Origin of the sequence: Hydrogenophaga sp. R2 (assembly GCF_049843595.1) — a bacterium.
In the GTDB taxonomy this organism is placed as follows: Bacteria; Pseudomonadota; Gammaproteobacteria; order Burkholderiales; family Burkholderiaceae_C; genus Hydrogenophaga.
The window spans coordinates 1,415,875-1,442,577 of sequence record NZ_JBBHZN010000001.1 but is presented as its reverse complement, the minus strand read 5'-3'; the positions used below and the strand labels follow the sequence as shown (position 1 = coordinate 1,442,577).

Below are 26,703 nucleotides of genomic sequence, written 5' to 3'. Positions count from 1 at the left end.
GGAGACATTCCCATGACCGATTCTGTTTTCAAGGGCCAGATCGCCCTGGTCACCGGCGCCTCGCGCGGCATCGGTGCGGCCATCGCCCAGGAACTCGCCGCCCGAGGACTCACCGTCATCGGCACCGCCACCACCGAAGACGGCGCCAGCCGCATCGGTGCTGCACTGGCCGCCGTGCCGGGCGCCGGTGCCGGATCGCGCGGTGCCTGCCTGGACGTGAACGACGCCACCGCCGCCGAGGCCCTGATCGACAGCATCGTGCAGGCCCACGGCGCGCTGCACGTGCTGGTGAACAACGCCGGCATCACCCGCGACACCCTGGCCATGCGCATGAAGGACGCCGACTGGGACGCAGTGCTCGACACCAACCTCAAGGCCGTCTTCCGCATGAGCCGTGCCGTGATGCGTCCCATGATGAAGCAGCGTTACGGCCGCATCGTGAGCATCACCAGCGTGGTGGGGGCGTCGGGCAACCCGGGCCAGGCCAACTACGCGGCCGCCAAGGCCGGCGTGGCCGGCATGACCCGCGCCCTGGCCCGCGAGCTGGGCAGCCGCCACATCACCGTCAACTGCGTGGCCCCCGGCTTCATCGAGACCGACATGACGGCCTCGCTGCCCGAAGCCCAGCAGCAGGCACTGCTGGGCCAGATCCCGCTGGGGCATCTGGGCAAGCCGGCCGACATCGCCCATGCGGTGGCCTATCTGGCCAGCCCGCAGGCGGGCTACATCACCGGCCAGGAACTGCACGTCAACGGCGGCATGTTCATGGCCTGATGCCATTGCGGCCGATGCCCGCCCGGCCACCGTGTCTGGGGAGAACTCTCTAGGCCCGGCTAAAATGGCGGACTGTATTTCAACCAACCCCCCGAGGGACATATGAGCGACATCGAAGCACGCGTCAAGAAAATCATCGCCGAGCAGCTTGGCGTGGAAGAAGGTCAGGTCACCAACGAGAAAGCCTTCGTGGCCGATCTGGGTGCCGACTCGCTCGACACGGTCGAACTGGTGATGGCGCTGGAAGACGAATTCGGCATCGAGATCCCCGACGAAGACGCCGAGAAGATCACGACCGTGCAGAACGCCATCGACTACGCGCTGGCCCACCAGAAGGGCTGATCCCAGCATGAGCCGTCGCCGTGTCGTCGTGACCGGCCTGGGTTGCATCAGCCCCGTGGGCAACACGGTGGCCGATGCCTGGGCCAATCTCCTGGCCGGACAATCCGGTATCGACCTGATCACCAAGTTCGATGCGTCGAACTTTGCGTGCAAGTTCGCCGGTGAGGTCAAGGGGTTCGATCTGGAGTCCTACATCGGTGCCAAGGAGGCACGGACCATGGACACCTTCATCCACTACGGCATCGCTGCGGCCCATCAGGCCGTGGTGGACGCCGGCCTGCCCACGGGCGAGGCGCTGGATGAGGAAACGGCCACACGCATCGGCTGCATCATCGGATCGGGCATCGGCGGTCTGCCGCTGATCGAGGACACCCACACCGAACTGACGAACCGCGGCCCGCGCCGCATCTCGCCGTTCTTCGTGCCGGCCTCGATCATCAACATGATCTCCGGCCACGTGTCCATGCGCTTCGGCTTCAAGGGGCCGAACCTGGCGGTGGTGACGGCCTGCACGACCGGCCTGCACTGCATCGGCGAGGCGGCCCGCAAGATCGAATATGGCGACGCCGACGTGGTGGTGGCCGGTGGCGCCGAAGCCACCGTCTCGCCCCTGGGCATCGGCGGTTTTGCCGCCATGCGCGCCCTGTCCACCCGCAACGACGACCCCAAGACCGCGTCCCGCCCCTGGGACAAGGACCGCGACGGCTTCGTGCTGGGCGAGGGTGCCGGCGTGCTGGTGCTGGAAGAGTACGAACACGCCAAGGCGCGCGGTGCCCGCATCTACGCGGAACTGGCGGGCTACGGCATGAGTGCCGACGCCGGCCACATGACGGCGCCCAACATGGACGGCCCCCGCCGCGCCATGATCAATGCCCTGCGCAACGGCGGCGTGAACGCCGACGAGGTGAACTACCTCAACGCCCACGGCACCTCCACGCCCCTGGGCGACATCAACGAAACCCAGGCCATCAAGGCGGCGCTGGGCGAACATGCCCGCCGCATCGTGGTCAGCTCCACCAAGTCCATGACCGGCCACCTGCTGGGTGGTGCCGGCGGCATCGAGAGCGTGTTCACCGTCATGGCGGTGCACGACCAGAAGATCCCGCCCACCATCAACATCTTCAACCAGGACCCCGAGTGCGACCTGGACTACTGCGCCAACACCGCGCGGGATGCGAAGGTGGATGTGGCCGTCAAGAACAACTTCGGTTTCGGCGGCACCAACGGCACCCTGGTGTTCCGGCGCATCTGACGGCACCCCGCCGACGCCCATGCACAACGCCCCACCCGTGGACTACCCGGTGGGGCGTTTTGCTGGATGGGCCTGGTGCTGGGGTTTCCTGGGTGCGGCTCTGGTGGCCATGATGGTCGAGCGCCTGCTCTGGTGGCTGCGCCATGCCGATGTGCAGCCCCCTGGAGGGCCGGCCCTGCTGACGGTGCTCACCCTGGTGTGGTGCCTGGCGTCCTGGCGCCGCTGGCGCCATTCACCGCACGGTCTGCTGCGCTGGCAGCCCGATGCGACCGGCCTGCCGGGTGAGGGCTGGCTCTGGTGTCAGGGGCTCCAGTGCGAGCCTTGCCGGGTGCGCGGTGTGCTGGACCTGGGATCGAGCTGGCTGATCCGCGTGATCGGCGATGCCCGCAACGGCGTGCCGCGCTGGATCTGGCTGAGCGCCGCGCACGATCCCTCGCGTTGGCCGGACCTGCGCCGTGCTGTGTGGGCATCCCGGGGAAACCCTGATGCTGTGGACCGTTCGGTTATATTCCCGCGCGCATGACACCGGAAGATCACACCGCTCCGCCTCCACCTGACAGCGACGTCATGCTGGTGCAGCGCACCCTGGCGGGCGAGCAGCGCGCCTTCGAGTTGCTGGTCATCAAGTACCAGCGCCGGGTCGAGCGGCTGATCGGCCGCATGGTGCGCGATGTCGATCTGGTCGAGGACATCGCCCAGGAAACCTTCATCCGGGCCTATCGGGCACTGGCCCAGTTCCGCGGCGACGCCCAGTTCTACACCTGGCTGTACCGGATCGCGGTGAACACCGCCAAGAAGCAACTGCTGGAGCTGAAACGCGACCCGCTGGTTTTCCCTTCCCAGCTCAAATCCGGCGACGACGATGAAACTTCCGGGCCTGAACGCGAACCAAGCCTGGGAATGGCCGACACCGAGACGCCCGATGCGGTGCTGGCCAGCAAGGAGATTGCCGAGGCGGTGAATGCCGTCATGGAGTCGCTGCCGGAAGAGTTGCGCATGGCCATCACCCTGCGGGAGATCGAGGGCATGAGTTACGAAGAGATCGCAGAAGCGCTGGACTGCCCGATCGGTACCGTCCGTTCCCGCATCTTCCGCGCACGAGAGGCCATTTCCGGGCGCATCAAGCCCATGCTGGAACGTCAGGGGGGCAAACGCTGGTGACGGCGGGCTCATCTGTCGAGGGACACACCATGAACGCAACCCAACAACCCACGAGCCGACCCGACGCTGTCACCGGGCGGGATGAATGCCTGTCCGTGCTGGTTGACGCGCATGCGCAGGCCGACGAGCTGGACCGGCTCCTGGCCGGACTGGATGCCGAGGCGGCCGAAACGCTGCAGCGCTTTGAGCTGATCGGCGACATCCTGCGCAGCGGCATGCCAGCGGCGCGTTCCTGCAGCGATCCGCAACAGTTTCTGGCGCGTGTGCGTGCCGGTATTGCCCAGGAAGCCCCTCTGACCCAGCCCGAGCGGGTGTTGCAGCCGGCCGTGGCGGCGCTGCCGGTGCGCATGCCGGCCGCCAACGACGGCGTGTTCCGCTGGAAGATGGTGGCCGGCTTTGCATCGCTGGCGGCCGTGATGGCCGTGAGCTGGAACCTGATGGGTGCCGGTGCACCGGCCGGCGTGCCGGGCACTGCGGCTCCGGTGCTGGTGCAGGCGCCTGCCGGCAACCCGGGCGATGCCGACCCGCCGGAGGCCGTGCTGGTCATGACGCCACAGGGCGCCGTGGTGCGCGATCCCCAGCTGGAGCAGTTGCTGAACGAACATCGCCAGTTCGGCGGCATGACGGCGCTGCAGGCGCCCACCGGCTTCCTGCGCAATGCCACCTACGACCGGGAAGGACGCTGACCGGCCATGACCCCGATTGCTGTGTCTCCGGCTGCCCGCCGTCGTCCGTTCCTGGCCTTGCGTACCAACATGCCCGGGCACCATCCGTGGCGCCGCTGGGTCGCCGCTGCGCTGACGGCGGTGGCCACCGGCACGCTGGTGCCCGCCTGGGCGGAAGGGCCGACAGGCACGGCCCAGACGCCGGTGCGCAGCATCAATGAATGGCTCACCCGCATGCACGAGGCATCGCGCATGCGGGCCTATACCGGAACCCTGGTGGTCACGGCCGGTGCGTCCATGTCGGCCTCCAAGATCTGGCATGTGTGCGATGGCACCCGTCAGATGGAGCGGGTGGACACGCTCACCGGCGAACCCCGGACCACGCTGCGCCGTGACAACGAGGTCATCACCTTCATCCCCGAGTCGCGTACGGCGGTGGTGGAGAAGCGCGAGTCGCTGGGATTGTTCCCGGACATGCTGCGCACCCCCGAGAACCTGATTCCCGGTTTCTATTCGGTGCGCGAGCTGGGCCACCAGCGCATCGCCGGTCACCTGGCCGACATGGTCGAGATCCTGCCCAAGGACGACCTGCGTTTCGGCTACCGCATCTGGTCGGAGCAGGGCACCGGTCTGGTGGTCAAGCTGCAGACCCTGGGGCCTCAGGGCGCCGTGCTGGAGCAGGTGGCCTTCACCGAACTGCAGCTCGACGCTCCGGTGAGCATGGACAAGCTGGCCGCCTCCATGAAGGACACGCGCGGCTACGAGGTGGTGCGTCCCACCCTGAAGAAGACCACGCCAGAGGCCCAGGGCTGGCGCCTGAAGGAGCCGGTGCCGGGCTTCAGCTCCATGAGCTGCCATGTGCGCGAGACCGAGGCCTCCGCCAAGGGCGGTTCTGCGCCCATGCAGTGGGTGTTCTCGGACGGCCTGGCCTCGGTTTCCCTGTTCGTGGAGCCCTACGACCCGCGTCAGCACCTGCAGGAAAAAGCCGCCACCATGGGCGCGACCCAGTCGGTCAGCCGCCGCGTGGGGGAATACTGGGTCACCGCGCTGGGTGAAGTGCCTCGCGCCACACTCAAGCGCTTCACACGATCGCTGGAACGCGCCCGACCCTGACCGGACCGCTCCCGAGTGGCCTGCGGGCGGCCCTTCGCCCGTGCACACATCAAGAGGAAGTCGATGAACCTGTCTGAACGTCGTTCTGTTCGTGGCCTGTTGCCGGTGCTGCTGGCCACCGCCGTCCTGTCGGCCGGCGGCACCGCCGTGCTCATGCACCACCAGCCGGTGCAGGCGCAGTCTGCGGTGGTGCGAGGTCTGCCGGACTTCACGGAACTGGTCGACATGGTCGGCCCGTCGGTGGTGAACATCCGCACGCTGGAGCGCCGCGATCCGTCGTCGGGTGCGGGCAGCCCGGACGAACAGATGCTCGAATTCTTCCGCCGCTTCGGCATTCCGGTGCCGCCCGGTGCGACCCCGCGCGGCCCGCGCCAGGGGCAGGGCCAGCCCGAGGAGCGCCCGCGTGGTGTGGGGTCGGGCTTCGTGCTCAGTTCCGACGGCCTGATCATGACCAATGCCCACGTGGTGGACGGTGCCGACGAGCTCATCGTCACGCTGCCGGACAAGCGCGAGTACAAGGCCCGCGTGGTCGGCGCCGACAAGCGCACCGATGTGGCCGTGGTCAAGATCGAGGCCACCGGCCTCTCGCCGGTGAAGATCGGTGACGTCAACCGCCTCAAGGTGGGCGAGTGGGTGATGGCCATCGGTTCGCCCTTCGGCCTGGAGAACACCGTGACCGCCGGCATCGTGAGTGCCAAGCAGCGCGACACCGGCGACTTCCTGCCCTTCATCCAGACCGACGTGGCCATCAACCCCGGCAACTCGGGCGGTCCGCTCATCAACATGCGTGGCGAGGTGGTCGGCATCAACAGCCAGATCTACTCGCGTTCCGGTGGCTTCCAGGGCATCTCGTTCGCCATCCCCATCGACGAGGCGGTGCGGGTGTCCGACCAGCTCAAGGCCAACGGCCGCGTCACGCGTGGCCGCATCGGCGTGCAGATCGACCAGGTCAGCAAGGAAGTGGCCGAGTCGCTCGGCCTGGGCCAGCCCAAGGGTGCGCTGGTGCGGGGCGTGGAGCCCGACTCGCCGGCCGCGCGTGCCGGCATCGAGCCGGGCGACATCATCCTGAAGTTCGACGGCAAGGAGGTCGAGAAGTCGGTCGATCTGCCGCGCATGGTGGGCAACACCAAGCCGGGCAACCGCAGCAGCGTGACCGTGCTGCGCCGTGGCAGCCAGCGCGATCTGTCCATCACCGTGGCCGAGCTGGAGCCCGACCGTCCCGAGACCCGCGCCTCTGCCCCCGAGCCCAAGGCCGCACCGGTGACGCCGGCGCTGCAGAACCTGGGTCTGGCGCTGGCCGAACTCACGGCCGCCGAGCGCAAGGAACTGGGTCTCAAGGGCGGCGTGCGCATCGCATCGGCCGATGGTGCAGCGGCGCGTGCCGGCCTGCGCGAGGGCGATGTGATCCTGGCCATCGGCAACACCGAGGTGGCGTCGGCCAAGGAGGTGGAGACGGTCATGGCGCGCATCGACAAGGCGCGACCGGTCACCGTGCTGTTCCGCCGGGGCGACTGGGCGCAGTACGCCGTGATCCGGCCGCAGCGCTGAGGCGGTGGTGCCGGGGGTCGGCGGGGGCAATACCCCCGCAGGCTTTCCGGTTTTCGGGTCAGGTTCGGGGCGGGTGGTCGATTCGCCACAGTCTTTAATGACCCGTCAGTCGGTAATTGGCGGTGTCATGTGGGCGTTCACTGACCTATTGGCCGGGTGACCCTCCGGTTATCGATAAAATTCGGGTCCATTGCGCACGATTCAGTGCTCCAACGCTGGGTCGAATCCATGATGTGGAAGGCCCGGCAGGTGTCCACCGATCATCCACAGACGGCTTGCCGAGGTGTGGGGCGATCTGTGGACAAGCTGTAGATAAATTGCCCTGTTGCTGCCCTGCGACAAGGCGCTGCGAGGGGTTGGCGGCTGTGCGCCACGGGCTTTTTGCCTACAATGAAACCCCAACTATCGCAGTTGCCATTGATTGTTGGTTACGGGCGCGTCAGCAGCTGACGCGCCCTTTTTTATGTCCTTGGCGGACGTCGCGTTCCTTGTGCGATGGCCGCCGACCGTGTGCCTGTCCGACCTGATGAACCACATCCGCAACTTCTCCATCATTGCGCACATCGACCATGGCAAGTCGACGCTGGCCGACCGCATCATCTCGCGCTGCGGCGGACTCTCCGACCGCGAGATGAGCGAGCAGGTGCTCGACTCCATGGACCTGGAGAAGGAGCGCGGCATCACCATCAAGGCACAGACGGCCGCGCTGCAATACAAGGCGCGGGATGGTCAGGTCTACAACCTCAATCTGATCGACACCCCGGGCCATGTGGACTTCTCCTACGAGGTGAGCCGTTCGCTCAGTGCCTGCGAAGGCGCGCTGCTGGTGGTGGATGCCAGCCAGGGCGTGGAAGCCCAGACGGTGGCCAACTGCTACACCGCCCTCGACCTGGGGGTGGAGGTGCTGCCGGTGCTCAACAAGATGGACCTGCCGCAGGCCGATCCGGACAACGCCAAGCAGGAGATCGAGGACGTCATCGGCATCGACGCCACCGACGCCGTGCCGTGTTCGGCCAAGACCGGCATGGGTGTGGAAGACATCCTGGAGATGGTGGTGGCCCGGGTGCCGGCGCCGCGTGGCAATCCGGATGCGCCGCTGCGCGCCATGATCATCGACAGCTGGTTCGACAACTACGTGGGCGTGGTCATGCTGGTCCGTGTGGTCGATGGTCGCCTGGCCAAGGGCGACAGGATCAAGCTCATGGCCACCGACTCGCTCTACAACGCCGAGAAGCTGGGCGTGTTCACCCCGCACAACGAGCCGCGCGAATCGCTCGAAGCCGGCGAGGTGGGCTACATCATTGCGGGCATCAAGGAGCTCAAGGCCGCCAAGGTGGGCGACACGGTGACCGCCATCAAGACCAGCAGCGGCGCCAACCTGGCCTTCGCCACCGAGGCGCTGCCCGGCTTCAAGGAAGTGCAGCCCCAGGTGTTCGCCGGCCTGTACCCCTCCGAGGCCAGCGAGTACGACCAGCTGCGCGATGCGCTGGAGAAGCTGCAGCTCAACGATGCGGCGCTGCGCTACGAACCCGAGGTGTCGCAGGCGCTGGGCTTCGGTTTCCGCTGCGGCTTCCTGGGCCTGCTGCACATGGAGATCGTGCAGGAGCGGCTGGAGCGGGAGTTCGACCAGGACCTCATCACCACCGCGCCCAGCGTGGTGTACCAGGTGGTCAAGGGCGACGGCGAAGTCATCATGGTGGAGAACCCCTCCAAGATGCCGGACGCCGGCCGCATCGAGGAGATCCGCGAGCCCATCGTCACGGTGCATCTGTACATGCCGCAGGAATATGTGGGTGCGGTCATGACGCTGGCCAACCAGAAGCGCGGCGTGCAGCTCAACATGGCCTACCACGGCAAGCAGGTCATGCTGACCTACGACATGCCGCTGGGCGAGATCGTGCTGGACTTCTTCGACAAGCTCAAGAGCGTGAGCCGGGGCTACGCCTCCATGGACTACGAGTTCAAGGAGTACCGGGCGTCCGACGTGGTCAAGGTCGACATGCTGCTCAACGGCGAGAAGGTGGACGCGCTGTCCATCATCGTGCACCGCACCCAGTCGCAGTACCGGGGCCGCGCCGTGGCCGCCAAGATGCGCGAGATCATCAGCCGCCAGCAGTTCGACGTGGCCATCCAGGCCGCCATCGGCGGCAACGTGATCGCCCGCGAGACCATCAAGGCGTTGCGCAAGAACGTGCTGGCAAAATGCTATGGCGGTGACATCACCCGCAAACGCAAGCTCCTCGAGAAACAGAAAGCAGGCAAGAAGCGCATGAAACAGATCGGCTCGGTCGAGGTGCCCCAGGAAGCGTTTCTGGCCATCCTGCAGGTGGAAGAGTGATGCCGGCGGCCATGGGAACCCTCACCGCCGTGGTGCTGGCGGCGTTCGTCGCCTACGCGGGCGCCTGGTACACCGGCGCGGTGGAAGGCAACTTCGCCCTGCTGCTCATGCTGGCCACGCTGGTGACCGGTCTGTACTGGGTGGCCGAAAAGCTGTATTTCCTGCCGGCGCGCCGCAAGGCCGCGCAGCAGCTGGTGGATGAGCAGCAGCAACGCCAGCAGGCCCTGAGCGCCCAGGGTTTCGCGCAGGCCGACCCGGGCCTGGAATCGGCGCGACAGAAACTGCTGGCCCAGCCCTGGTGGCTGGACTGGACCGCCGGCCTGTTCCCGGTCATCCTGGCGGTGTTCATCCTGCGCTCCTTCCTGTTCGAGCCGTTCAAGATTCCGTCGGGTTCCATGATCCCCACGCTGCGGGTCGGCGACCTGATCCTGGTCAGCAAGTACCACTACGGCGTGCGGCTGCCAGTGTTCAACACCAAGATCATCGACAACCACCAGCCGCAGCGCGGCGACGTGATGGTGTTCCGTTACCCGCCCCAGCCCAGCCTGGACTACATCAAGCGGGTGGTCGGCGTGCCGGGCGACGAGGTGGCCTACCTCAACAAGAAGCTCACCATCAACGGCCAGCCGGTGCCGCGCGAGGCCCTGCCGGACTTCCTGGACCGCGACACCATGCGGTTCTCGCGGCAGTTCCGCGAAACCGTGGGCGACAAGAGCTACAACACCCTCAACGACGACGACCGTCCGGCCTTCGTGCCGGGTGCCACCGAGTTTCCCTTCAACGATGCCTGCCGCTACACGGTGGAAGGCGTGACCTGCAAGGTGCCGCCGGGTCACTACTTCATGATGGGTGACAATCGCGACAATTCGCTCGATTCGCGCTTCTGGGGCTTCGTTCCCGAGGCAAACATCGTGGGCAAGGCCTTCTTCGTCTGGATGAATTTCAGCGACCCCGGGCGGATCGGCCGTTTCGAGTGACAACGTCAACAGGGAGCTTTCTGCATGCGCCTGCAACATCGCCCTTTCCTCGCTTCGACCTCGCAGCAGCGCCAGCGCGGCCTGACCTTCGTCGGTCTTCTGGTGGTCGGCATCCTGGTCGCCATGGCAGCGCTGGTGGCCGCCCAGGTGTTCCCCACCTACGTGGAGTACCTCGCCATCCAGAAGGCGTCGGTCAAGGCTTCGCAGGGCAGCACGGTGGCCGAGGTGCGCAGCCTGTTCGACAAGGCGGCGGCCATCGACAACATCACCTCCATCAAGGGCACCGACATCAACGTCACCAAGGCCGGCAATGCGGTGGTGGTGAGCTTCTCGTACACCCGCGAAATCCACCTGGCCGGCCCGGCCTGGCTGGTGATGAAGTACGAGGGTTCGTCGCGTTGACCGGTCGATCTGCCTGCAGCCTGCGTGCATCCGGGGGAATCTCTTGAGCCCCGAACTGGTCACCCTGCAGCAGAAGCTGCAGCACCGCTTCAACAACCCGCGCCTGCTCGAGCGGGCCCTCACCCACCGCAGCTTCAGCGCCGACCACAACGAGCGGCTGGAGTTTCTGGGGGACTCGGTGCTCAACCTGGCGGTGGCCGGCCTGCTCTACGAGAAGCTGTCCAGCCTGCCCGAAGGCGATCTCTCCCGCATCCGCGCCCACCTGGTCAAGCAGGACACGCTGTTCCAGCTGGCCTCGGGGCTGGGCCTCGCCCAGGGACTCAAGCTGGGTGATGGCGAAAAGCGGTCGGGCGGCCACAAGCGCCCGTCCATCCTGGCCGATGCGCTGGAGGCCATCATCGGTGCGGTGCATCTCGATGCCGGCTTCCCGGTGGCCGAGGCTTTGGTGCGGCGCCTGTTCAGCGGTGTCGAGCTCGACGCCCGCATGACCTCGCTGGGCAAGGACCCCAAGACCGAATTGCAGGAATGGCTGCAGGCGCGCAAGATGCCGCTGCCCGCTTACCGTGTGGTGGCCATTACCGGCGAAGCCCACCAGCAGACGTTCGACGTGGAATGCGCCGTGCCGCAGGCCGGCATCAGCGAGCGCGGCATCGGTGCGTCGCGCCGGGCCGGCGAACAGGCGGCCGCAGCGGCCGTCATCCAGCGGCTGAATGCGCCTTCGCCGTCCACTTCCACCTGATGCCCATGGCCAAGACCCCACCCCCATCCCCGCCCGCCGACGATCTGGACGCCATGCTGGCGCGTGCCCTGGGCAAGCCGGCGGCGGTCGGCAACCCGGCCGATGCCGACCAGGCGCCCGCCGCCGAGCGTGAGCCGGTGGACCCTGCCGACCAGAAGTGCGGCTACGTGGCCATCGTCGGCAAGCCCAATGTGGGCAAGTCCACGCTGCTCAATGCGCTGGTGGGCCAGAAGGTGAGCATCACCTCGCGCAAGGCGCAGACCACCCGCCACCGCATCACCGGCATGCGCACCGAAGGTGCCACCCAGTTCGTCTTTGTGGACACGCCGGGCTTCCAGACCCGCCACGGCAACGCGCTGAACCGCTCGCTCAACAAGACCGTGCTGGGTGCCGTGGCCGACATGGACCTGATCCTGTTTGTGGTGGAGGCTGGCCGCTTCAACCTGGCCGACGCCAAGGTGCTCGATCTGCTGCCCCAGGGCGTGCCGGTGATCCTGATCGCCAACAAGTTCGACCTGCTGCACCGCCGGGGCGAGCTGGCGCCGTGGCTGCGCTCCATGCAGGACCGCCATCCGTTTGCCGAATACGTGCCCATGTCGGCCAAGACGCCGCGCGATGTGCAGCGCCTGCTGGCCATCTGCGAGAAGTACCTGCCGCAGCAGCCCTGGATGTTCGACCCCGAAGAGCTCACCGACCGCAGCGAGCGTTTCATGGCCGGCGAGATGGTGCGCGAGAAGCTGTTCCGCCTGACCGGTGACGAGCTGCCCTACACGTCCACCGTGGTCATCGACAAGTTCGAGGAAGAGGGCGGTCTCAGGCGCATTGCCGCCACCATCGTGGTCGAGCGCGAGGGCCACAAGGGCATGGTGATCGGCGAGAAGGGCGAGAAGCTCAAGCGCATCGGCACCGAAGCCCGCCAGGAGCTGGAGAAGCTCTGGGACTGCAAGGTCTTCCTGGAGCTGTGGGTGAAGGTCCGCTCCGGCTGGGCCGACGACGACGCGCGCGTGCGCTCCTTCGGCTACGAGTGATGAGCAAACGGGCGCACGAGGAACCGGCGTTCGTCCTGCACCGCTACGACTGGAGCGAGTCCAGTCTCATCCTGGAGGTGTTCGGCCGACGGCACGGGCGCATCGCGCTGGCCGCCAAGGGCGTCAAGCGGCCCACCTCCCAGTTCCGCCCGGTGCTGCTGCCGCTGCAGCCGCTGCTCCTGTCGTGGTCGGGTGATGCCGAGGTCCGCACCCTCAAGTCCGCGCAGTGGCAGGGCGGGCATGTGATGCCCACCGGCGACGCGTTGCTGGCCGGCAGTTACCTCAACGAACTGCTGCTCAAGCTGCTGGCGCGCGACGACCCGCATCCGCACCTGTTCGATCAATACGCCCTGGCGGTCCAGCTGCTGGCCGAGCGCGGCGGCGAACTGCAGTCGCTGGTGGTGCGTGCCTTCGAGCTGGTGCTGCTGCGCGCCATCGGCCTCTTGCCCGACCTGTCCTGCGAGGGCAGCAGCCTGGCGCCCATCGATCCGCATCAGCGTTATGCGCTCCTGCTCGAAGGTGGCCTGCGCCTGGCGCACGACGACGATGCCCATGCCCTCGCCGGCGCTGTCTGGTCGGCCCTGCACCAAGCGCTGGACCAGCCTGCGCCGCTGGTGCCGGTGATGCGTGCGGCCGCCGACGTGCACCAGACCCTTCGCATTCCGCTGCGCAACCTGCTGCACTACCATGGCGGCGTGCGGGTGTTCGGCACCCGCCAGCTGCTGCTCGATGTCCAGGCCCTGAGCCGGCGTCATGCACCCTCCAGCCACCCCGACCGTCCCGCGACGACCGCTCCTGAATCCCCATGACCCGCCCCGATCACCGCACCGCCCTGTCGGTCAACGTCAACAAGGTGGCCCTGGTGCGCAACACCCGCCACCTGGGCATTCCGTCGGTCACGCGCGCGGCCACGCTGTGCCTGCAGGCCGGTGCCCACGGCATCACGGTACATCCCCGTCCCGACCAGCGCCACATCCGCACCCACGACGTGCACGACCTGGCCGCGCTGCTCAAGGACTGGCCCGACCGCGAATACAACATCGAGGGCAACCCCTTCCACAACCTCATGCCTTTCGTGCGCGAACTGCGCCCGCACCAGGTGACCTTCGTGCCCGACAGCGAGGGCCAGTTCACCAGCGACCACGGCTGGCGCTTTCCGGACGACGCCGAGCGCCTGCGTCCGCTGATCGCCGAATGCCGTGACCTGGGTGTGCGGGTGAGCCTGTTCATGGACGCCGATGCGCCCGCCATGGCCCATGCCAGGGCGGTGGGCGCCGACCGGGTGGAGCTCTACACCGAGCCCTATGCGGCGGCTTTCGGCACGCCGCAGCAGGCCGAGCAGCTGGCGCGTTTCCGCGTGGCTGCCCAGGCGGCGCTGGACGCCGGTCTGGGCGTGAACGCCGGGCACGACCTCAACCGCGACAACCTCACGCCCTTCCTGCGCACCGTGCCGGGTGTGAGCGAGGTCTCCATCGGTCACGCGCTCATGGCCGACGCGCTGGAGCTGGGTTATGCCGCCACGGTGGTCGACTACCTGCGCTGCATCGAGCGCGCCCAGGCCTGAGCCCCGCATGATCTACGGCATCGGCACCGACGTGTGCGACATCCGGCGCATCGAGGCCACGCTGCAGCGCCAGGGCGACCGGTTCGCCCACAAGGTGCTGGGCGATGCCGAACTGGCCATCTGGCAGGCCCGCACCGCCCGCTGGCCGCGCCGGGGCCTGAGCTACCTGGCCACCCGTTTCTCGGCCAAGGAGGCCTTCTCCAAGGCCATCGGTCTGGGCATGCGCATGCCCATGAGCTGGCGACGCTGCGAGATCCTCAACCACCCGAGCGGCCAGCCTTACATCCGCCTGCACGGCGACCTGCAGACCTGGTTCGAGCAGCGGAACCTCCAGGCGCACGTGACGGTCTCCGACGAAGCCGACCATGCCGCCAGCTTCGTGGTGGTCGAAGTGCGGCCCACCACCGTTTCCTGATTCGCCCATGAGCCACCACGCCCCCCTGATCATCGATGTCGCCGGTCACCGGCTGACCCCGGCCGACCGCCGCCGCCTGAGCCATCCCCTGGTGGGCGGCGTCATCCTGTTCGGCCGCAACTGGAAGGACCGCGCCCAGCTCACCCGCCTCTGCGCCCAGATCAAGGCGGTGCGCCGCGATCTGCTGATCGCGGTCGACCACGAGGGCGGCCGCGTGCAGCGTTTCCGCACCGATGGCTTCACCCACCTGCCTCCCATGGCGGCTTTCGGCCGGGCCTGGATGTCCGGTGGCGATGCGACCTCGGCGGTGAGCGCCTGCAATGCCGCCACGGCCGCCGGCTACGTGCTGGCGGCCGAGTTGCGCGCCTGCGGCGTGGACCTGACGTTTGCGCCGGTGCTCGACCTGGACCATGGCGACAGCACCGTCATCGGGGACCGTTCCTTCGGTCGCGACCCGCACTTGGTCACCCTGCTGGCGCAGGCGCTGATGCACGGCCTGCGCCAGGCCGGCATGGCGCATTGCGGCAAGCACTTTCCCGGTCACGGCTTCGTGCGTGCCGATTCGCACCACCAGGTGCCGGTGGACCGGCGTCCGCTCAAGACCATCCTGGCCGACGATGCGGCACCCTACGAATGGCTCTCGGCCAGCCTGTCGGCGGTCATGCCGGCGCACGTGGTGTACCCGCGGGTGGATGCCCGGCCGGCCGGCTTCTCGGCGCGCTGGCTGCAGGACGTGCTGCGCCAGCGCATGGGCTTCACCGGTGCGGTGTTCAGCGACGACCTGAGCATGGCGGCGGCCCGCGTGATCGAAGGCCGCACGGTGGACTTTCCCGAGGCTGCGCTGGCCGCGCTCGACGCCGGCTGCGACATGGTGCTGCTGTGCAACCAGTCGGTGGTGGAAGAGGGCGCGCCCATCGATGCGGCCATCGAGGCCCTGTCGGCCGCTGCCCTGGACGGGCGCTGGCAACCCCGCGACGCCAGCGAGGAGCGTCGCCGTGCGCTGCTGCCATCAGGCAGCCCCGAGCGTTGGGATGACCTGATGGTCAACCCCCGCTACATGCAGGCGCTCAGCCTGCTGGATGCCCTGCCGGTCTGAGAGGGCCTGGGCCGGCTTCAGCTGTCCAGACCCAGGCGGTCCAGCAGGTCGGCCACCAGCTCCAGCCGCAGCAGCGGGTTGTCCAGCGCCATCAGGCGCTGCTTGAGCTCGGTGGGTGCGGGCAGCAGTTCGGCCCAACGGTTGGCCACCCAGCCGCAGTCGTTCCAGTGGTAAGGCTCCTGCAGCGGCAGCTGGGCCAGCACCTCGGGTTGCCGCTCACGCAGGTTCATCAGCAGCTGCTGCAGGCGGTTGCGGGCGCCGTCCAGATGATCGGGCACCGGCACCACCGGTTCGGCGGCATCGAGCGTCACGTCGGCCACCCACAGACCGTGCGGCAGCTGCTGGCGCCGGTCCACATGGAAGCGCTGCATGCCCTGGCAACGGATCATCAGCAGACCGGGCTGCGGCTTGTCCAGCGAGTCGATGCGGGCCAGGACGCCCACCGAATGGAAATCTTCCTTGGCGAAGGCCGGAGCGTCGCCACCGGCCTGGGGATCGACCCGGCGCACCTCGTGCCCCTCGCTCAGGCAGACGATGCCGAACGGGGCACCGGCCCGGTGGCAGCGGCCGATCATGTCGAGGTAGCGCACCTCGAAGATCCGCAGCGGCATCCATCCACCGGGGAACAGGACGGTGTTGAGCGGAAACAGGGGCAGCTGGGTCAGCGTCAGCGGCCCGGCCGACGAGCCTGCTGTCAATCCGGCACCACGGCGTCGGCGCTCTGGCGCTGCATCATGGCCAGCAGGTTGGCCACGGTGCCACGCAGTTCGCGCCGGTCGCAGATGAAGTCCACCGCACCCTTGGTCTGCAGGAACTCGGCGCGCTGGAAGCCCTCGGGCAGCTTCACGCGCACGGTGTTCTCGATCACGCGCGGACCGGCAAAGCCGATCAGGGCCTTGGGTTCGGCGATCACCACATCGCCCACGAAGGCGAAGCCGGCGCTCACGCCACCCATGGTCGGGTCGGTCAGCACGCTGATGTAGGGCAGGCCCTTCTTGGCCAGGCGGGTCAGGGCGGCATTGGTCTTGGCCATCTGCATGAGCGAGAGCAGGCCCTCCTGCATGCGCGCGCCGCCGGTGGCGGTGAAGCAGACGAAGGGGACCTTCTGGGCGATGGCTTCTTCCACACCGCGCACGAAGCGCTCACCCACCACCGAGCCCATGGAGCCGCCCATGAAGTCGAACTCGAAGCACGAGACCACCAGGCTGATGCCGTGCACCGCCCCGCCCATGACGATGAGGGCATCGGTCTCGCCGGTGTTCTCCAGGGCTTCCTTCAGGCGCTCGGGGTACTTGCGGCTGTCCTTGAACTTGAGCGCGTCGACCGGCAGCACTTCCTGCGCGATCTCGTAACGGCCTTCGGCATCGAGGAAGGCGTTGAGCCGGGCGCGGGCGCCGATGCGGTGGTGGTGGCTGCAGTGCGGGCAGACGTTCTGGTTCTTTTCCAGATCGCTCTTGTAGAGCACGGCCTCGCAACTCGGGCACTTGATCCACAGCCCTTCGGGCACGCTGCGCCGCTCGGTCGGATCGGTGGGGGTGATCTTCGGAGGCAGCAGTTTTTCAAGCCAGGACATGGGGTCTCTCCTTCAACGAGGCGAAATTAAACCACGCGGGTGCCGGTGCGCCGATCAGGCGTCCAGTGCCTGCCGTATGCCGCTCAGGAAGCTGGCCGCCGTGGCCACGACGCGCTCGCGGGGCTCGTTCTCGATCAGCTGGATCAGCCGGCTGCCGATGACCACGGCGTCGCTGGTGCGTCCGATGGCGCGGGCGGTGTCCGCATCGCGGATGCCGAAGCCCACCCCCACGGGAATGCTCACATGGGCGCGGATGCGCGGCAGCATGGCCTCGACCTGCGACACGTCCAGCGTGACGGCACCGGTCACGCCCTTGAGCGACACGTAGTACACGTAGCCGCTGGCCACGCGGGCCACCTCGGCCATGCGCTGGTCGGTGGAGGTGGGGGCCAGCAGGAAGATCAGGTCCATGCCGTTGGCGCGCAGGGCCTGGGCGAATTCGGTGCATTCCTCGGGCGGGTAGTCCACCACCAGCACGCCGTCCACGCCGGCCGCCGCCGCATCGCGCACGAAGGCGCCGGCGCCGTGCACCTGGTCGTAACGTTCGATCGGGTTGGCGTAGCCCATCAGCACCACCGGGGTGCTGGTGTCGCGCTGGCGGAAGGTGCTCACCATGGCCAGCACTTCACGCAGGCCGATGCCGGCCGCCAAGGCGCGGTCGCCGGCTTTCTGGATCACCGGGCCATCGGCCGACGGGTCGGAGAACGGCACGCCGAGTTCGATCACGTCGGCACCGGCCTCGGCCATGCCCCACATGAGTTCGGGCGTGATGTCGGGCTGCGGGAATCCGGCGGTCACGAAAGGAATGAGGGCCTTGCGGCCCTGCTCGCGCAGGCGGGCAAAGGTGGCGTCGATACGGCTCATCGCTTCACCTCCACCACGGCTTCGCCGCCCTTGACCGACTGGCCACGGCAGCTGGGGCGGCAATAGAAATCGGCCTGGGACAGGTCGGCCACGGTGCCGATGTCCTTGTCGCCCCGGCCCGAGAGGTTGACCAGGATCGACTGGTCCTGGCGCAGGGTGCGGGCGAGCTTCATGGCGTAGGCCACGGCATGGCTGGATTCAAGCGCCGGGATGATGCCTTCGGTGCGGCACAGGTAGTGGAAGGCCTCCAGCGCCTCGGCATCGGTGATGCCCACGTATTCGGCGCGGCCGATGTCCTTGAGGAAGGCATGCTCGGGGCCCACACCGGGATAGTCCAGACCGGCGCTCACGCTGTGGGTCTCGGTGACCTGGCCGTTGTGGTCCTGCAGCACATAGGTGCGGTTGCCGTGCAGCACACCGGGCGTGCCTTTCTGCAGCGACGCAGAATGCTTGCCGCTGTCCAGGCCTTCACCGGCTGCTTCCACGCCGATCAGGCGGGTCTGCGGGAACGGGATATAGGGATGGAAGATGCCCATGGCGTTGCTGCCGCCGCCCACGCAGGCGAGCACGGCGTCGGGCTGTTCGCTGGTGCAGCCCGCCTCCCGCAGCATCTGCGGCATCTGCACGATGCACTCCTGTCCGATCACGCTCTGGAAGTCGCGGACCATCATGGGGTAGGGATGCGGACCGGCCACGGTGCCGATGATGTAGAAGGTGTTGTCGACGTTGGCCACCCAGTCGCGCATGGCTTCGTTCAGCGCGTCCTTCAGGGTCTTGCTGCCCGACTCCACCGGCACCACGGTGGCGCCCAGCAACTTCATGCGGTAGACGTTGGGGCTCTGGCGCTTGACGTCCTCGCTGCCCATGTAGACCACGCACTCCAGGCCGTAGCGGGCACAGATGGTGGCGGTGGCCACGCCGTGCTGACCGGCACCGGTCTCGGCGATCACGCGGGGCTTGCCCATGCGGCGCGCCAGCAGGGCCTGGCCGATGGTGTTGTTGATCTTGTGGGCGCCGGTGTGGTTGAGGTCTTCGCGCTTGAGGAAGATCTGTGCGCCGCCCTGTTCACGGCTCATGCGGGCGGCGTGGTAGATGGGGCTCGGGCGGCCCACGAAGTGCGCCAGTTCGCGCCGGAATTCGGCCAGGAACTCGGGATCGTTCTGGTAACGCGCGTACGCGTCCTTCAGCTCGTTGATGGCGTGGGTGAGCGTCTCGCTCACGAAGCTGCCGCCGTAGATGCCGAAATGGCCTCGGGCGTCGGGTTGCTGGTAGGTGGTCTGCATGGGGTCTGTCCGGTGAGGATCCCCGACGGTGGCCGCGAAGGCCGCGAACATCACAGGGATCGGGAGGGGCTGGAGAGCAGGGCGTCTGCCTGGCGGACGGCGGCCACGAAGGCCTGCATCCTGCCGGCGTCCTTGATGCCTTTCGACACCTCGACGCCCGAGCTCACGTCAACGGCCCAGGGCCGTACCAGCCGGATGCCATCGGTCACGTTTGCAGGCGTGAGTCCACCAGACAAAACGAGGCGAGAGCTGGCGTTTAGTTGTGGATGTGACCAAGGGAAAGCCGTCCAGTCGAAGGAATGACCACCACCGCCGTATCCGTCGACCAGGGCATCGAGCAGGATGGCCTGGGCTGCAGCGTGGTCAGCGGCGTATTTTAGGAGATCGAAGCCCGCGCCGGCCGGTCCGGTGGGAATGCGGGCGGCCCGCATGAACGGGCGCCCCCGGGCCAGACGCACCACATCGTCGGCCGATTCGTCGCCGTGGAACTGCAGCAGGGCGCCCGGCACGGCATCCACTCCGCTCTGGATGAGGGCGGGCTCGGCATTCACGAACAGCAGCACCGGCGTCACGAAGGGCGGCAGGCGGCGGGCCAGTTCGCCGGCCCGATGGGCCGTCACATGGCGCGGGCTGGCGGCGTACAGCACGAAGCCGATGGCGTCGGCGCCGGCCTGCACGGCGGCGTCCACGTCGGCCTCGCGGGTCAGGCCGCAGATCTTGATGCGGGTGCGGTGCGGTGCGGTCATGTCAGGGCAGCCAGTCGAAGGCCGGGGTGCGGTCGGGCAGGCCGAATGCGGGATCGTAGACCGGTCCGAGAAAGTACAGGCCGTCGGGGGCAAAGGTGGGTGCCGCCGCGTCGCGGCTGCGCGCGGCCAGCACCTCGGTCATCCACGCCGGGGGCCGGTTGCCGGTGCCCACGGCCAGCAGGCAGCCCATGATGTTGCGGATCATGTGGTGCAGGAAGGCGTTGGCCTCGAACTCGAAACGCCAGTAGGCGCCGCGGCGGGAGATCTCGATGCGACGCATCTGCTTGACCGGGCTGTGGGCCTGGCAGCTGGAGGCGCGGAACGAGGTGAAGTCGTGTTCGCCCAGCAGGGCTTCAGCCGCCTGCTGCATGGCCTGCCGGTCGAGCGGTCTGAACACCCAGCCCACCTGCGACTGGTCCACGCTGGGGCGAACCGGCGATTCGAGCAGCACATACGCATAACGCCGGGCCTGTGCACTGGCCCGGGCATGGAAATGGGCGGGCACCTGGCGAGCCCACTGCACGGCAATGTCCGGCGGCAGGAAGCTGTTGGTGCCCCGGACCCAGGCGTACTCGCTGCGGTCCAGCGCGGTGTCGAAGTGCACCACCTGCATCAGTCCGTGCACGCCGGCATCGGTGCGCCCGGCGCACAGCGTGTTGATGGGGCCGGCGGCACTGAACTGCGCCAGGGCCTTTTCCAGCTGGTCCTGCACCGTGTTGCCGCCCGGCTGGCTCTGCCAGCCGTCGTAGGCGCGGCCATTGAAGCTCACGCCCAGCGCGATGCGGTGCATCGGGCCGGGCGTGTCGGGCATCGCTCGGGGGTCGGACAAAACCGATCGGTCAGGCCAGATCGGCCAGGAAGGTACGGGCCTTGCTCTGCAGGGTGCCGGAGCTCTCGTTCATGACCTCTTCGGCCAGGGAGCGGGCGCCCTCGATGTCGCCGATGGCGCGGAACTCTTCGGCCAGCGACAGCTTGGTCTCCAGCGGGTTCTCTTCGGTGAGATCACCGGCCGACGTGGTTTCATCGGGCGCCGGGGCCGGGGTGTCCAGGTCCAGGGACACGCCACCCAGATCAAAGCTCAGGGGGGCAGCAGCGGGAGCGCTGGCCGCCGGGGCCGCAGCGGCCGCCACCGGTTCGACCGCGGCCGGAAGATCGAGCTCGAAACCGGGCAGATCGATCGCGTTGTCGGCGGACGCCTCGGCGGGCGCAGGCGCGGCAGCCGGGGCGGCCGCCGTGAAGTCGATGTCGAACTCCATGTTCAACGGCGCCATGTCGTCGGCTGCCGGGGCAGGGGTCGGTGCGGCAGCCGCGGCGGCCGAGATCAGCGGTGCCGACTCGGTGGCCGCGGGGGCCGCCGTCAGCGATTCGGTGCCGGACAGGTCGGCCATGTCGGACAAGGCATCGTCCAGGCTCTTGAGGTCGTCCGGCTCCGCCGCTGCACGGGCGGGCGCGGGCGGGTCGTCGTCCAGCGACAGGTCCAGATCGACATCCAGATTGCCCATGGCGGACAGGCTGCCGGCACCTGCAACGGCCGACATGCTGCTGGCGCTGAACGGCATGGTGTTGATCGGGTCGGCGCCATCGGCGCGCATGGACGGAGCGCCCACGCCACCCGGCTGGTACAGCGGGTTGGACGGATCAAGATCGCGGCCACGGCGGCAGATCTCTTCCCATTCGTCGCCACGGCCCTGGGTGAGGCCGAAGGCTTCGGCCGCCACCACCTCGAAGGCGCGTGCGTCGCGGCGCTTGGCGTAGATCTCGCTCAGCTTGGAGTGGATGGCCACCCGCGACGGCGAGGTGCGCAGGGCTTCCTTGAGGATTTCCTCGGCCTGCAGGTCACGACCGTAGGCCAGATAGACATCGGCCTCGGCCACCGGGTCCACGTCGCCGGCCGCATCGAGCTGGCTGGGCGAATACACCATGGACGAACCGGAGGCCGCCGCTTCGGCGGTGTCGATGCGCTGACCGCCGCTGGAGCCGAAGAAGGAGTCGGGCTGCAGACGGCTTTCCAGGAAGGAGCTGTCCACCTGCGAACGGGCCTTGCGCTGGCGCATGCGGTACAGGCCGAAGCCGGCCAGCAAGGCCAGCAGGGCGGCAGCGCCCGGGATCACCATCGGGTTGTCGCGGAGCTGGTCGACCAGTCCACCGGCATCGGCCGCCATCGGTGCCGGGGCTGCTGCCGGTGCGGCTGGCGCCGCAGCGGGGGCGGCTGCGGGGGCAGCCGGAGCAGCGGCGCTCACGGCCGGGGTGGCGGGCACACCAGCAGGCGCCGGCACGTCGACACCCGACACCGCCGGTGCGGCCGGAACCGCGGGGGCCGCCGGAGCTGCCGGCGCAGCGGCTGCGGGAACGGCAGAGGCTGCCGGTGCAGCGAGCTTGGACAGCTCTTCGATGTTGCGGTTGAGTTCGGCGGCGCGTTGCTGCGCGTCCTGCGTCTGGCGGGCCTGGGCGATCCTGTCTTCACCGCCAGGGGCTGCAGCGGCAGCACCCGGCTTGCTCAGCGTGAGCTTGTCTGCCGGTGCCGGTGCGGCCTGGGTGTCCTTGACCTCGGCCTGCACCTTGCCGCTGGCCTGCTGGCCCGCCGATGCCACCGAAGCAGCGGGCGCTGCGCCGGCGAGGCGGCGCCGGAATTCATTGAAGTCCTTGCTCTGGGCGGTGATGGTCTGGCGGGCCTGCGACTCGTCCACCGCCTGCGCGGAGGCCGCCGAAGGCAGGTCCAGCACGCTGCCGGCCTTGATGCGGTTCACGTTGCCGCCGATGAAGGCCTGCGGGTTGGCCTGGAGCATGGCCACCAGCATCTGTTCCAGGGACACGTTGGCCGGCTTGTTGGCCGCTGCGATCTTGCCGGCGGTGTCGCCCGGCCGTACGGTGACCTGGCCACCACCGTTGCCGGCTGCTGCGGGTGCCGGCGCCGCAGCCCGGGGGGCGCTGGGAGCCGGCGCTGTCGTTGCAGCAGCAGGCGCCGGTGCGGGCGCCGCAGCCGGCGCTGCCGGGCGGGGGCGGGCGGCCGGTGCAGCCGCTACGGGCGGCAGGGGGGCCGGAGCCGCCGAGCCAGCGCGCAGGTTGGGCGGGTCGAACAGCAGGGTGTAGTCGCGCACCAGCCGGCCGGTGGCCCAGTTGGCTTCGAGCACCAGATCGACGAAGGGCTCATTGACCGGGCGATTGCCCACGATCCGCAGGTACTGGCGACCGTCGCTGCGGCGTTGCAGGGTGATTTCCACCCCGACCAGGGCCTGGCTGGATTCGATGCCAGCAGCCCGCAGCGCATCGGCGCCGGCCAGCCGCACCTGGAGGCTGGAGGCTTCCTGGGCGGTGATCTCGGGCACCTCGATCTCGGCACGGATGGGTTCGCCCAGCGCCGATTTCACCTGGACCGGGCCCAGGGCCAGTGCCAGGGCGTCTGTGGGCTGGGCCAGCGAGAGGGCCAGAACGGCAGCGGCAGCCACCGCATGGAGCCGTACCTTGCCGGTCAGACCTGTGCGGGATGTCGCACCGCGATCCGATGAATGGGGCAATGAACGGGGGTGGATGCGCACATGGACCTCGACAGGCAAAAAGCTGGAATTGACCATAGCATCAACAGATTACGGTGACAAGCTAACAATCCGCTTGAGTTTCCAAGCCCACCGTTTGTCACCAAGTGCGCAGAAAATCACGTTGTTGTGACACAACGTGTCGCCCTGCCGGGGGGCCGGCAGGGCGTGCCCGATCAGGCGTCGAGCAGGATGCGCAGCATGCGGCGCAGGGGTTCGGCAGCGCCCCAGAGCAGCTGGTCGCCGATGGTGAAGGCGCCGACGTATTCCGGACCCATGGCCAGCTTGCGGATGCGGCCCACCGGAATGGTCATGGTGCCGGTCACGGCCACCGGGGTGAGGTCGCGCAGGGTGGCTTCGCGGGTGTTGGGCACCACTTTCACCCACTCGTTGTCGGCAGCGATCATGGCCTCGATGTCGGCCACCGGCACATCCTTCTTCAGCTTGAAGGTCAGTGCCTGCGAATGGCAGCGCATGGCACCCACGCGCACGCAGAAGCCGTCCACCGGCACGGCTGCCGAGCCGAAGCCCTCGCCCTGACCGAGGATCTTGTTGGTTTCGGCCATGCCCTTCCACTCTTCCTTGGACATGCCGTTGCCCAGGTCCTTGTCGATCCAGGGAATCAGCGAACCGCCCAGGGGCACACCGAAGTTGGCGGTCTCGGCGGCCGAGAGCGAGCGCTGCTTGGCGATGACCTGGCGGTCGATTTCCAGGATGGCGCTCTTGGGGTCGTCCAGCAGGGCCTTCACCTCGGCGTTCAGGGTGCCGTACTGGGTGAGCAGCTCGCGCATGTGCTGGGCACCGCCGCCGGACGCGGCCTGGTAGGTCTGGGTGGACATCCACTCCACCAGGCCGGCCTTGTACAGGGCACCCACGCCCATGAGCATGCAGCTCACGGTGCAGTTGCCGCCGATCCAGTTGCGGCCGCCCTTGGACAGGGCATCCTTGATGACCGGCATGTTGACCGGGTCGAGGATGATGACCGCGTCATCCTTCATGCGCAGGGTGGAGGCGGCGTCGATCCAGTGACCGTTCCAGCCGGCGGCGCGCAGCTTGGGGAAGACTTCGGTGGTGTAGTCGCCGCCTTGTGCGGTGATGATGATCTCGCAGCGCTTCAGGGCTTCGATGTCGAAGGCGTCCTGCAGACGGGTCTCGTTGCGCGCCATGGCCGGGGCAGCGCCACCGGCATTGGAGGTGGAGAAGAACAGGGGTTCGATGAGGTCGAAGTCCTTCTCGGCCGCCATGCGGTCCATCAGCACGGAGCCGACCATGCCCCGCCAACCCACGAGTCCTACCAGTTTCGTCATGACATTGCCCTTTGTGAAAAGTTGAGAAATCCTCTTCGATCCGCCCGGCTCGTCGTGCCGGGGGAGGGCGTGACGAACCGGAGCTGGATCAGCCCTTGGTAATGGTTTTGGTGATCGCGCTCACCACCGCGTCACCCATTTCACGGGTGCCGACCTTGGTGGTGCCTTCCGACCAGATGTCGACCGTGCGTAGGCCGGAGGCCAGCACATGGGCCACCGCGGCCTCGATTCGGGCAGCGGCTTCGGGTTGGTTGAGGGAGAAGCGGAGCATCATGGCAGCGGACAGGATTGTAGCCAGCGGGTTTGCAATACCCTTACCGGCAATGTCCGGCGCGCTGCCGTGGCTGGGCTCGTACAGGCCCTGGTTGCGGGTGTTCAGCGAGGCCGACGGCAGCATGCCGATGGAGCCTGTCAGCATGGACGCTTCGTCGGACAGGATGTCGCCAAACATGTTGCCGGTGACCACCACGTCGAACTTCTTGGGTGCACGCACCAGCTGCATGGCGGCGTTGTCCACATACATGTGCTCCAGTTCCACGTCGGGGTACTGGGCATGCACCTCGGTGACCACGTCCTTCCAGAACTGGAAGGTTTCCAGCACGTTGGCCTTGTCGACGCTGGTGACCTTCTTGTTGCGCTTGCGGGCGGCCTGGAAAGCCACGTGCGCGATGCGCTCGATCTCCGGCTTGCTGTAGCGCATGGTGTCGAAGGCTTCTTCGGCGCCGGGGAAGTGGCCGTCGACGGCGGTGCGCCGGCCCCGGGGCTGACCGAAGTAGATGTCGCCGGTCAGCTCGCGGATGATGAGGATGTCCAGGCCCGAGATGATCTCGGGCTTGAGGCTCGATGCACCCACCAGCTCGGGATAGCAGATGGCCGGGCGGAAGTTGGCGAACAGCCCCATGTGCTTGCGCAGGCCCAGGATGGCCTGCTCGGGGCGCAGCGGCCGGTCGAGCTTGTCGTACTTCCAGTCGCCCACGGCGCCGAACAGCACGGCGTCGGCGGACATGGCCAGCTTCAGGGTGGACTCGGGCAGGGGGTGGCCGTGGGCCTCGTAGGCGGCGCCGCCGACCAGCGCGCTTTCCATCTCGAAGGACAGGTCCAGCGCCTGGAGCACCTTGACGGCCTCGGCCACGATTTCGGTGCCGATGCCGTCACCCGGAAGAACTGCGATTTTCATGTGATGTGTGCGTGATGCCGGCTCACTGGCCGACCATGGTGTGGGCCAGCCAGGGCTTGGTGGCCAGGCGCTGCGACTCGTAGGCGGCGATCTTGTCCTTGTGGCGCAGGGTCAGGCCGATGTCGTCGAGGCCGTTGAGCAGGCAGTACTTGCGGAACGGCTGCACGTCGAACGGGATCTCCTCGCCCTGCGGTTTGACGATCACCTGGCGCTCCAGGTCGATGGTCAGCTCGTAGCCGGGGAAGGCCGCCACTTCGTCGAACAGTCGCGCCACCGTGGCCTCGGGCAGCACGATGGGCAGCAGGCCGTTCTTGAAGCAGTTGTTGAAGAAGATGTCCGCAAAGCTCGGCGCAATCAACGCGCGGAAGCCGTACTGCTCGATCGCCCACGGCGCGTGCTCGCGGCTGGAGCCGCAGCCGAAGTTCTGCCGCGCCAGCAGGATGGACGCGCCGGCGTAACGCGGCTGGTTGAGCACGAAGTCGGGGTTGGGCTTGCGGGACGCCGGGTCCTGGCCGGGCTCGCCCTTGTCCAGGTAACGCCACTCGTCAAACAGGTTGGGGCCGAAGCCGGTCTTGCGGATCGACTTCAGGAACTGCTTGGGAATGATCGCGTCGGTGTCGACGTTGTCCCGGTCCATCGGGGCCACCAGCCCCTTGTGCAACTGAAAGGCTCGCATCACTTCTTGGCGGCGCCTTCGAGCACCTGTCCACCCTTCTGGATGTCCTGGCCCAGGCCCTGGACGGTATTGCAGCCGGCCAGTGCAAAGACGAGGGCGGCAAGGATCAGGGAGGCAATCGATTTCATGG

At 67.8% G+C, this 26,703-nt stretch carries 28 protein-coding genes; 17 read left to right on the top strand and 11 right to left on the bottom strand.

Annotated elements, in window-relative coordinates; genetic code table 11:
• The first annotated feature begins 12 nt into the window (after positions 1-12).
• The 17 genes from fabG to nagZ all read left to right on the top strand — a co-directional run bounded on the left by fabG (position 13) and on the right by nagZ (position 15,414).
• Positions 13-774 carry a 3-oxoacyl-ACP reductase FabG gene (gene fabG, locus WD026_RS06960; protein ID WP_425722897.1) on the top strand — a complete coding sequence of 254 codons (762 nt, stop codon included), beginning with the start codon at positions 13-15 and terminating at the stop codon, positions 772-774.
• Positions 775-876: 102 nt separating this feature from the next.
• A complete protein-coding gene (acpP, locus tag WD026_RS06955; protein ID WP_086119172.1) occupies positions 877-1,116 on the top strand; it encodes an acyl carrier protein in 240 nt (79 codons plus the stop codon).
• Positions 1,117-1,123: 7 nt separating this feature from the next.
• The gene (gene fabF / locus WD026_RS06950) at positions 1,124-2,368 is read left to right on the top strand and encodes a beta-ketoacyl-ACP synthase II (RefSeq protein WP_425722896.1); all 1,245 of its coding nucleotides are present in this window, start codon (positions 1,124-1,126) and stop codon (positions 2,366-2,368) included.
• 19 nt (positions 2,369-2,387) lie between these two features.
• Complete coding sequence (locus WD026_RS06945) at positions 2,388-2,891, top strand: hypothetical protein (protein ID WP_425722895.1); 504 nt, start codon at positions 2,388-2,390, stop codon at positions 2,889-2,891.
• Positions 2,888-3,529 carry an RNA polymerase sigma factor RpoE gene (gene rpoE / locus WD026_RS06940; protein WP_086119174.1) on the top strand — a complete coding sequence of 214 codons (642 nt, stop codon included), beginning with the start codon at positions 2,888-2,890 and terminating at the stop codon, positions 3,527-3,529. The genes WD026_RS06945 and rpoE overlap by 4 nt, the downstream gene beginning before the upstream one ends.
• Before the next feature lie 29 nt (positions 3,530-3,558).
• Positions 3,559-4,215: a sigma-E factor negative regulatory protein gene (locus WD026_RS06935; RefSeq protein ID WP_425722894.1), complete on the top strand. Its 657-nt coding sequence runs from the start codon at positions 3,559-3,561 to the stop codon at positions 4,213-4,215.
• 6 nt (positions 4,216-4,221) lie between these two features.
• Positions 4,222-5,307, top strand: a complete 1,086-nt coding sequence (locus WD026_RS06930) for a MucB/RseB C-terminal domain-containing protein (RefSeq protein WP_425722893.1) — start codon at positions 4,222-4,224, stop codon at positions 5,305-5,307.
• A gap of 63 nt (positions 5,308-5,370) precedes the next feature.
• Positions 5,371-6,855: a DegQ family serine endoprotease gene (locus WD026_RS06925; RefSeq protein ID WP_425722892.1), complete on the top strand. Its 1,485-nt coding sequence runs from the start codon at positions 5,371-5,373 to the stop codon at positions 6,853-6,855.
• Between the two features lie 526 nt (positions 6,856-7,381).
• The gene (gene lepA, locus WD026_RS06920; protein ID WP_425722891.1) at positions 7,382-9,193 is read left to right on the top strand and encodes a translation elongation factor 4; all 1,812 of its coding nucleotides are present in this window, start codon (positions 7,382-7,384) and stop codon (positions 9,191-9,193) included.
• Between the two features lie 11 nt (positions 9,194-9,204).
• Positions 9,205-10,170 (top strand): signal peptidase I, encoded by a 966-nt coding sequence (lepB, locus tag WD026_RS06915; protein WP_425722890.1) that lies wholly within the window; start codon positions 9,205-9,207, stop codon positions 10,168-10,170.
• A gap of 24 nt (positions 10,171-10,194) precedes the next feature.
• Positions 10,195-10,572, top strand: a complete 378-nt coding sequence (locus WD026_RS06910) for a DUF4845 domain-containing protein (RefSeq protein ID WP_425722889.1) — start codon at positions 10,195-10,197, stop codon at positions 10,570-10,572.
• A gap of 43 nt (positions 10,573-10,615) precedes the next feature.
• Positions 10,616-11,311: a ribonuclease III gene (rnc, locus tag WD026_RS06905; protein WP_425722888.1), complete on the top strand. Its 696-nt coding sequence runs from the start codon at positions 10,616-10,618 to the stop codon at positions 11,309-11,311.
• Positions 11,311-12,339 (top strand): GTPase Era, encoded by a 1,029-nt coding sequence (gene era / locus WD026_RS06900; RefSeq protein ID WP_425722887.1) that lies wholly within the window; start codon positions 11,311-11,313, stop codon positions 12,337-12,339. The genes rnc and era overlap by 1 nt, the downstream gene beginning before the upstream one ends.
• Complete coding sequence (gene recO / locus WD026_RS06895) at positions 12,336-13,148, top strand: DNA repair protein RecO (protein WP_425722886.1); 813 nt, start codon at positions 12,336-12,338, stop codon at positions 13,146-13,148. The genes era and recO overlap by 4 nt, the downstream gene beginning before the upstream one ends.
• A complete protein-coding gene (locus tag WD026_RS06890) occupies positions 13,145-13,903 on the top strand; it encodes a pyridoxine 5'-phosphate synthase (protein ID WP_425722885.1) in 759 nt (252 codons plus the stop codon). Before recO ends, WD026_RS06890 begins: the two co-directional genes overlap by 4 nt.
• Positions 13,904-13,910: 7 nt before the next feature.
• Positions 13,911-14,318, top strand: coding sequence for a holo-ACP synthase (gene acpS / locus WD026_RS06885; protein ID WP_425722884.1), 408 nt, complete (start codon positions 13,911-13,913; stop codon positions 14,316-14,318).
• A gap of 7 nt (positions 14,319-14,325) precedes the next feature.
• On the top strand, positions 14,326-15,414 hold the full coding sequence (nagZ, locus tag WD026_RS06880; RefSeq protein WP_425722883.1) for a beta-N-acetylhexosaminidase: 1,089 nt from the start codon (positions 14,326-14,328) through the stop codon (positions 15,412-15,414).
• Between the two features lie 17 nt (positions 15,415-15,431).
• Here nagZ and WD026_RS06875 read toward each other — a convergent pair whose 3' ends face one another.
• The 11 genes from WD026_RS06875 to WD026_RS06825 form a co-directional block, all read right to left on the bottom strand.
• On the bottom strand, positions 15,432-16,112 hold the full coding sequence (locus tag WD026_RS06875) for an LON peptidase substrate-binding domain-containing protein (RefSeq protein ID WP_425722882.1): 681 nt from the start codon (positions 16,110-16,112) through the stop codon (positions 15,432-15,434).
• Positions 16,109-16,987: an acetyl-CoA carboxylase, carboxyltransferase subunit beta gene (accD, locus tag WD026_RS06870; protein ID WP_425722881.1), complete on the bottom strand. Its 879-nt coding sequence runs from the start codon at positions 16,985-16,987 to the stop codon at positions 16,109-16,111. The genes WD026_RS06875 and accD overlap by 4 nt, the downstream gene beginning before the upstream one ends.
• A 54-nt stretch (positions 16,988-17,041) precedes the next feature.
• Positions 17,042-17,851 (bottom strand): tryptophan synthase subunit alpha, encoded by an 810-nt coding sequence (gene trpA, locus WD026_RS06865; RefSeq protein ID WP_425722880.1) that lies wholly within the window; start codon positions 17,849-17,851, stop codon positions 17,042-17,044.
• The gene (trpB, locus tag WD026_RS06860) at positions 17,848-19,134 is read right to left on the bottom strand and encodes a tryptophan synthase subunit beta (RefSeq protein ID WP_425722879.1); all 1,287 of its coding nucleotides are present in this window, start codon (positions 19,132-19,134) and stop codon (positions 17,848-17,850) included. The genes trpA and trpB overlap by 4 nt, the downstream gene beginning before the upstream one ends.
• 50 nt (positions 19,135-19,184) lie before the next feature.
• Positions 19,185-19,880 carry a phosphoribosylanthranilate isomerase gene (locus WD026_RS06855; RefSeq protein WP_425722878.1) on the bottom strand — a complete coding sequence of 232 codons (696 nt, stop codon included), beginning with the start codon at positions 19,878-19,880 and terminating at the stop codon, positions 19,185-19,187.
• Position 19,881: 1 nt separating this feature from the next.
• Positions 19,882-20,670, bottom strand: coding sequence for a tRNA pseudouridine(38-40) synthase TruA (gene truA / locus WD026_RS06850; protein ID WP_425723211.1), 789 nt, complete (start codon positions 20,668-20,670; stop codon positions 19,882-19,884).
• A gap of 49 nt (positions 20,671-20,719) precedes the next feature.
• Complete coding sequence (locus tag WD026_RS06845; RefSeq protein WP_425722877.1) at positions 20,720-23,326, bottom strand: FimV/HubP family polar landmark protein; 2,607 nt, start codon at positions 23,324-23,326, stop codon at positions 20,720-20,722.
• Between the two features lie 263 nt (positions 23,327-23,589).
• Positions 23,590-24,720 carry an aspartate-semialdehyde dehydrogenase gene (asd, locus tag WD026_RS06840; RefSeq protein WP_425722876.1) on the bottom strand — a complete coding sequence of 377 codons (1,131 nt, stop codon included), beginning with the start codon at positions 24,718-24,720 and terminating at the stop codon, positions 23,590-23,592.
• 88 nt (positions 24,721-24,808) lie between these two features.
• The gene (gene leuB / locus WD026_RS06835; RefSeq protein ID WP_425722875.1) at positions 24,809-25,897 is read right to left on the bottom strand and encodes a 3-isopropylmalate dehydrogenase; all 1,089 of its coding nucleotides are present in this window, start codon (positions 25,895-25,897) and stop codon (positions 24,809-24,811) included.
• Between the two features lie 22 nt (positions 25,898-25,919).
• Positions 25,920-26,573 (bottom strand): 3-isopropylmalate dehydratase small subunit, encoded by a 654-nt coding sequence (gene leuD / locus WD026_RS06830; RefSeq protein WP_425722874.1) that lies wholly within the window; start codon positions 26,571-26,573, stop codon positions 25,920-25,922.
• Positions 26,573-26,701 carry an entericidin A/B family lipoprotein gene (locus WD026_RS06825; RefSeq protein WP_425722873.1) on the bottom strand — a complete coding sequence of 43 codons (129 nt, stop codon included), beginning with the start codon at positions 26,699-26,701 and terminating at the stop codon, positions 26,573-26,575. The genes leuD and WD026_RS06825 overlap by 1 nt, the downstream gene beginning before the upstream one ends.
• Positions 26,702-26,703 lie beyond the last annotated feature (2 nt).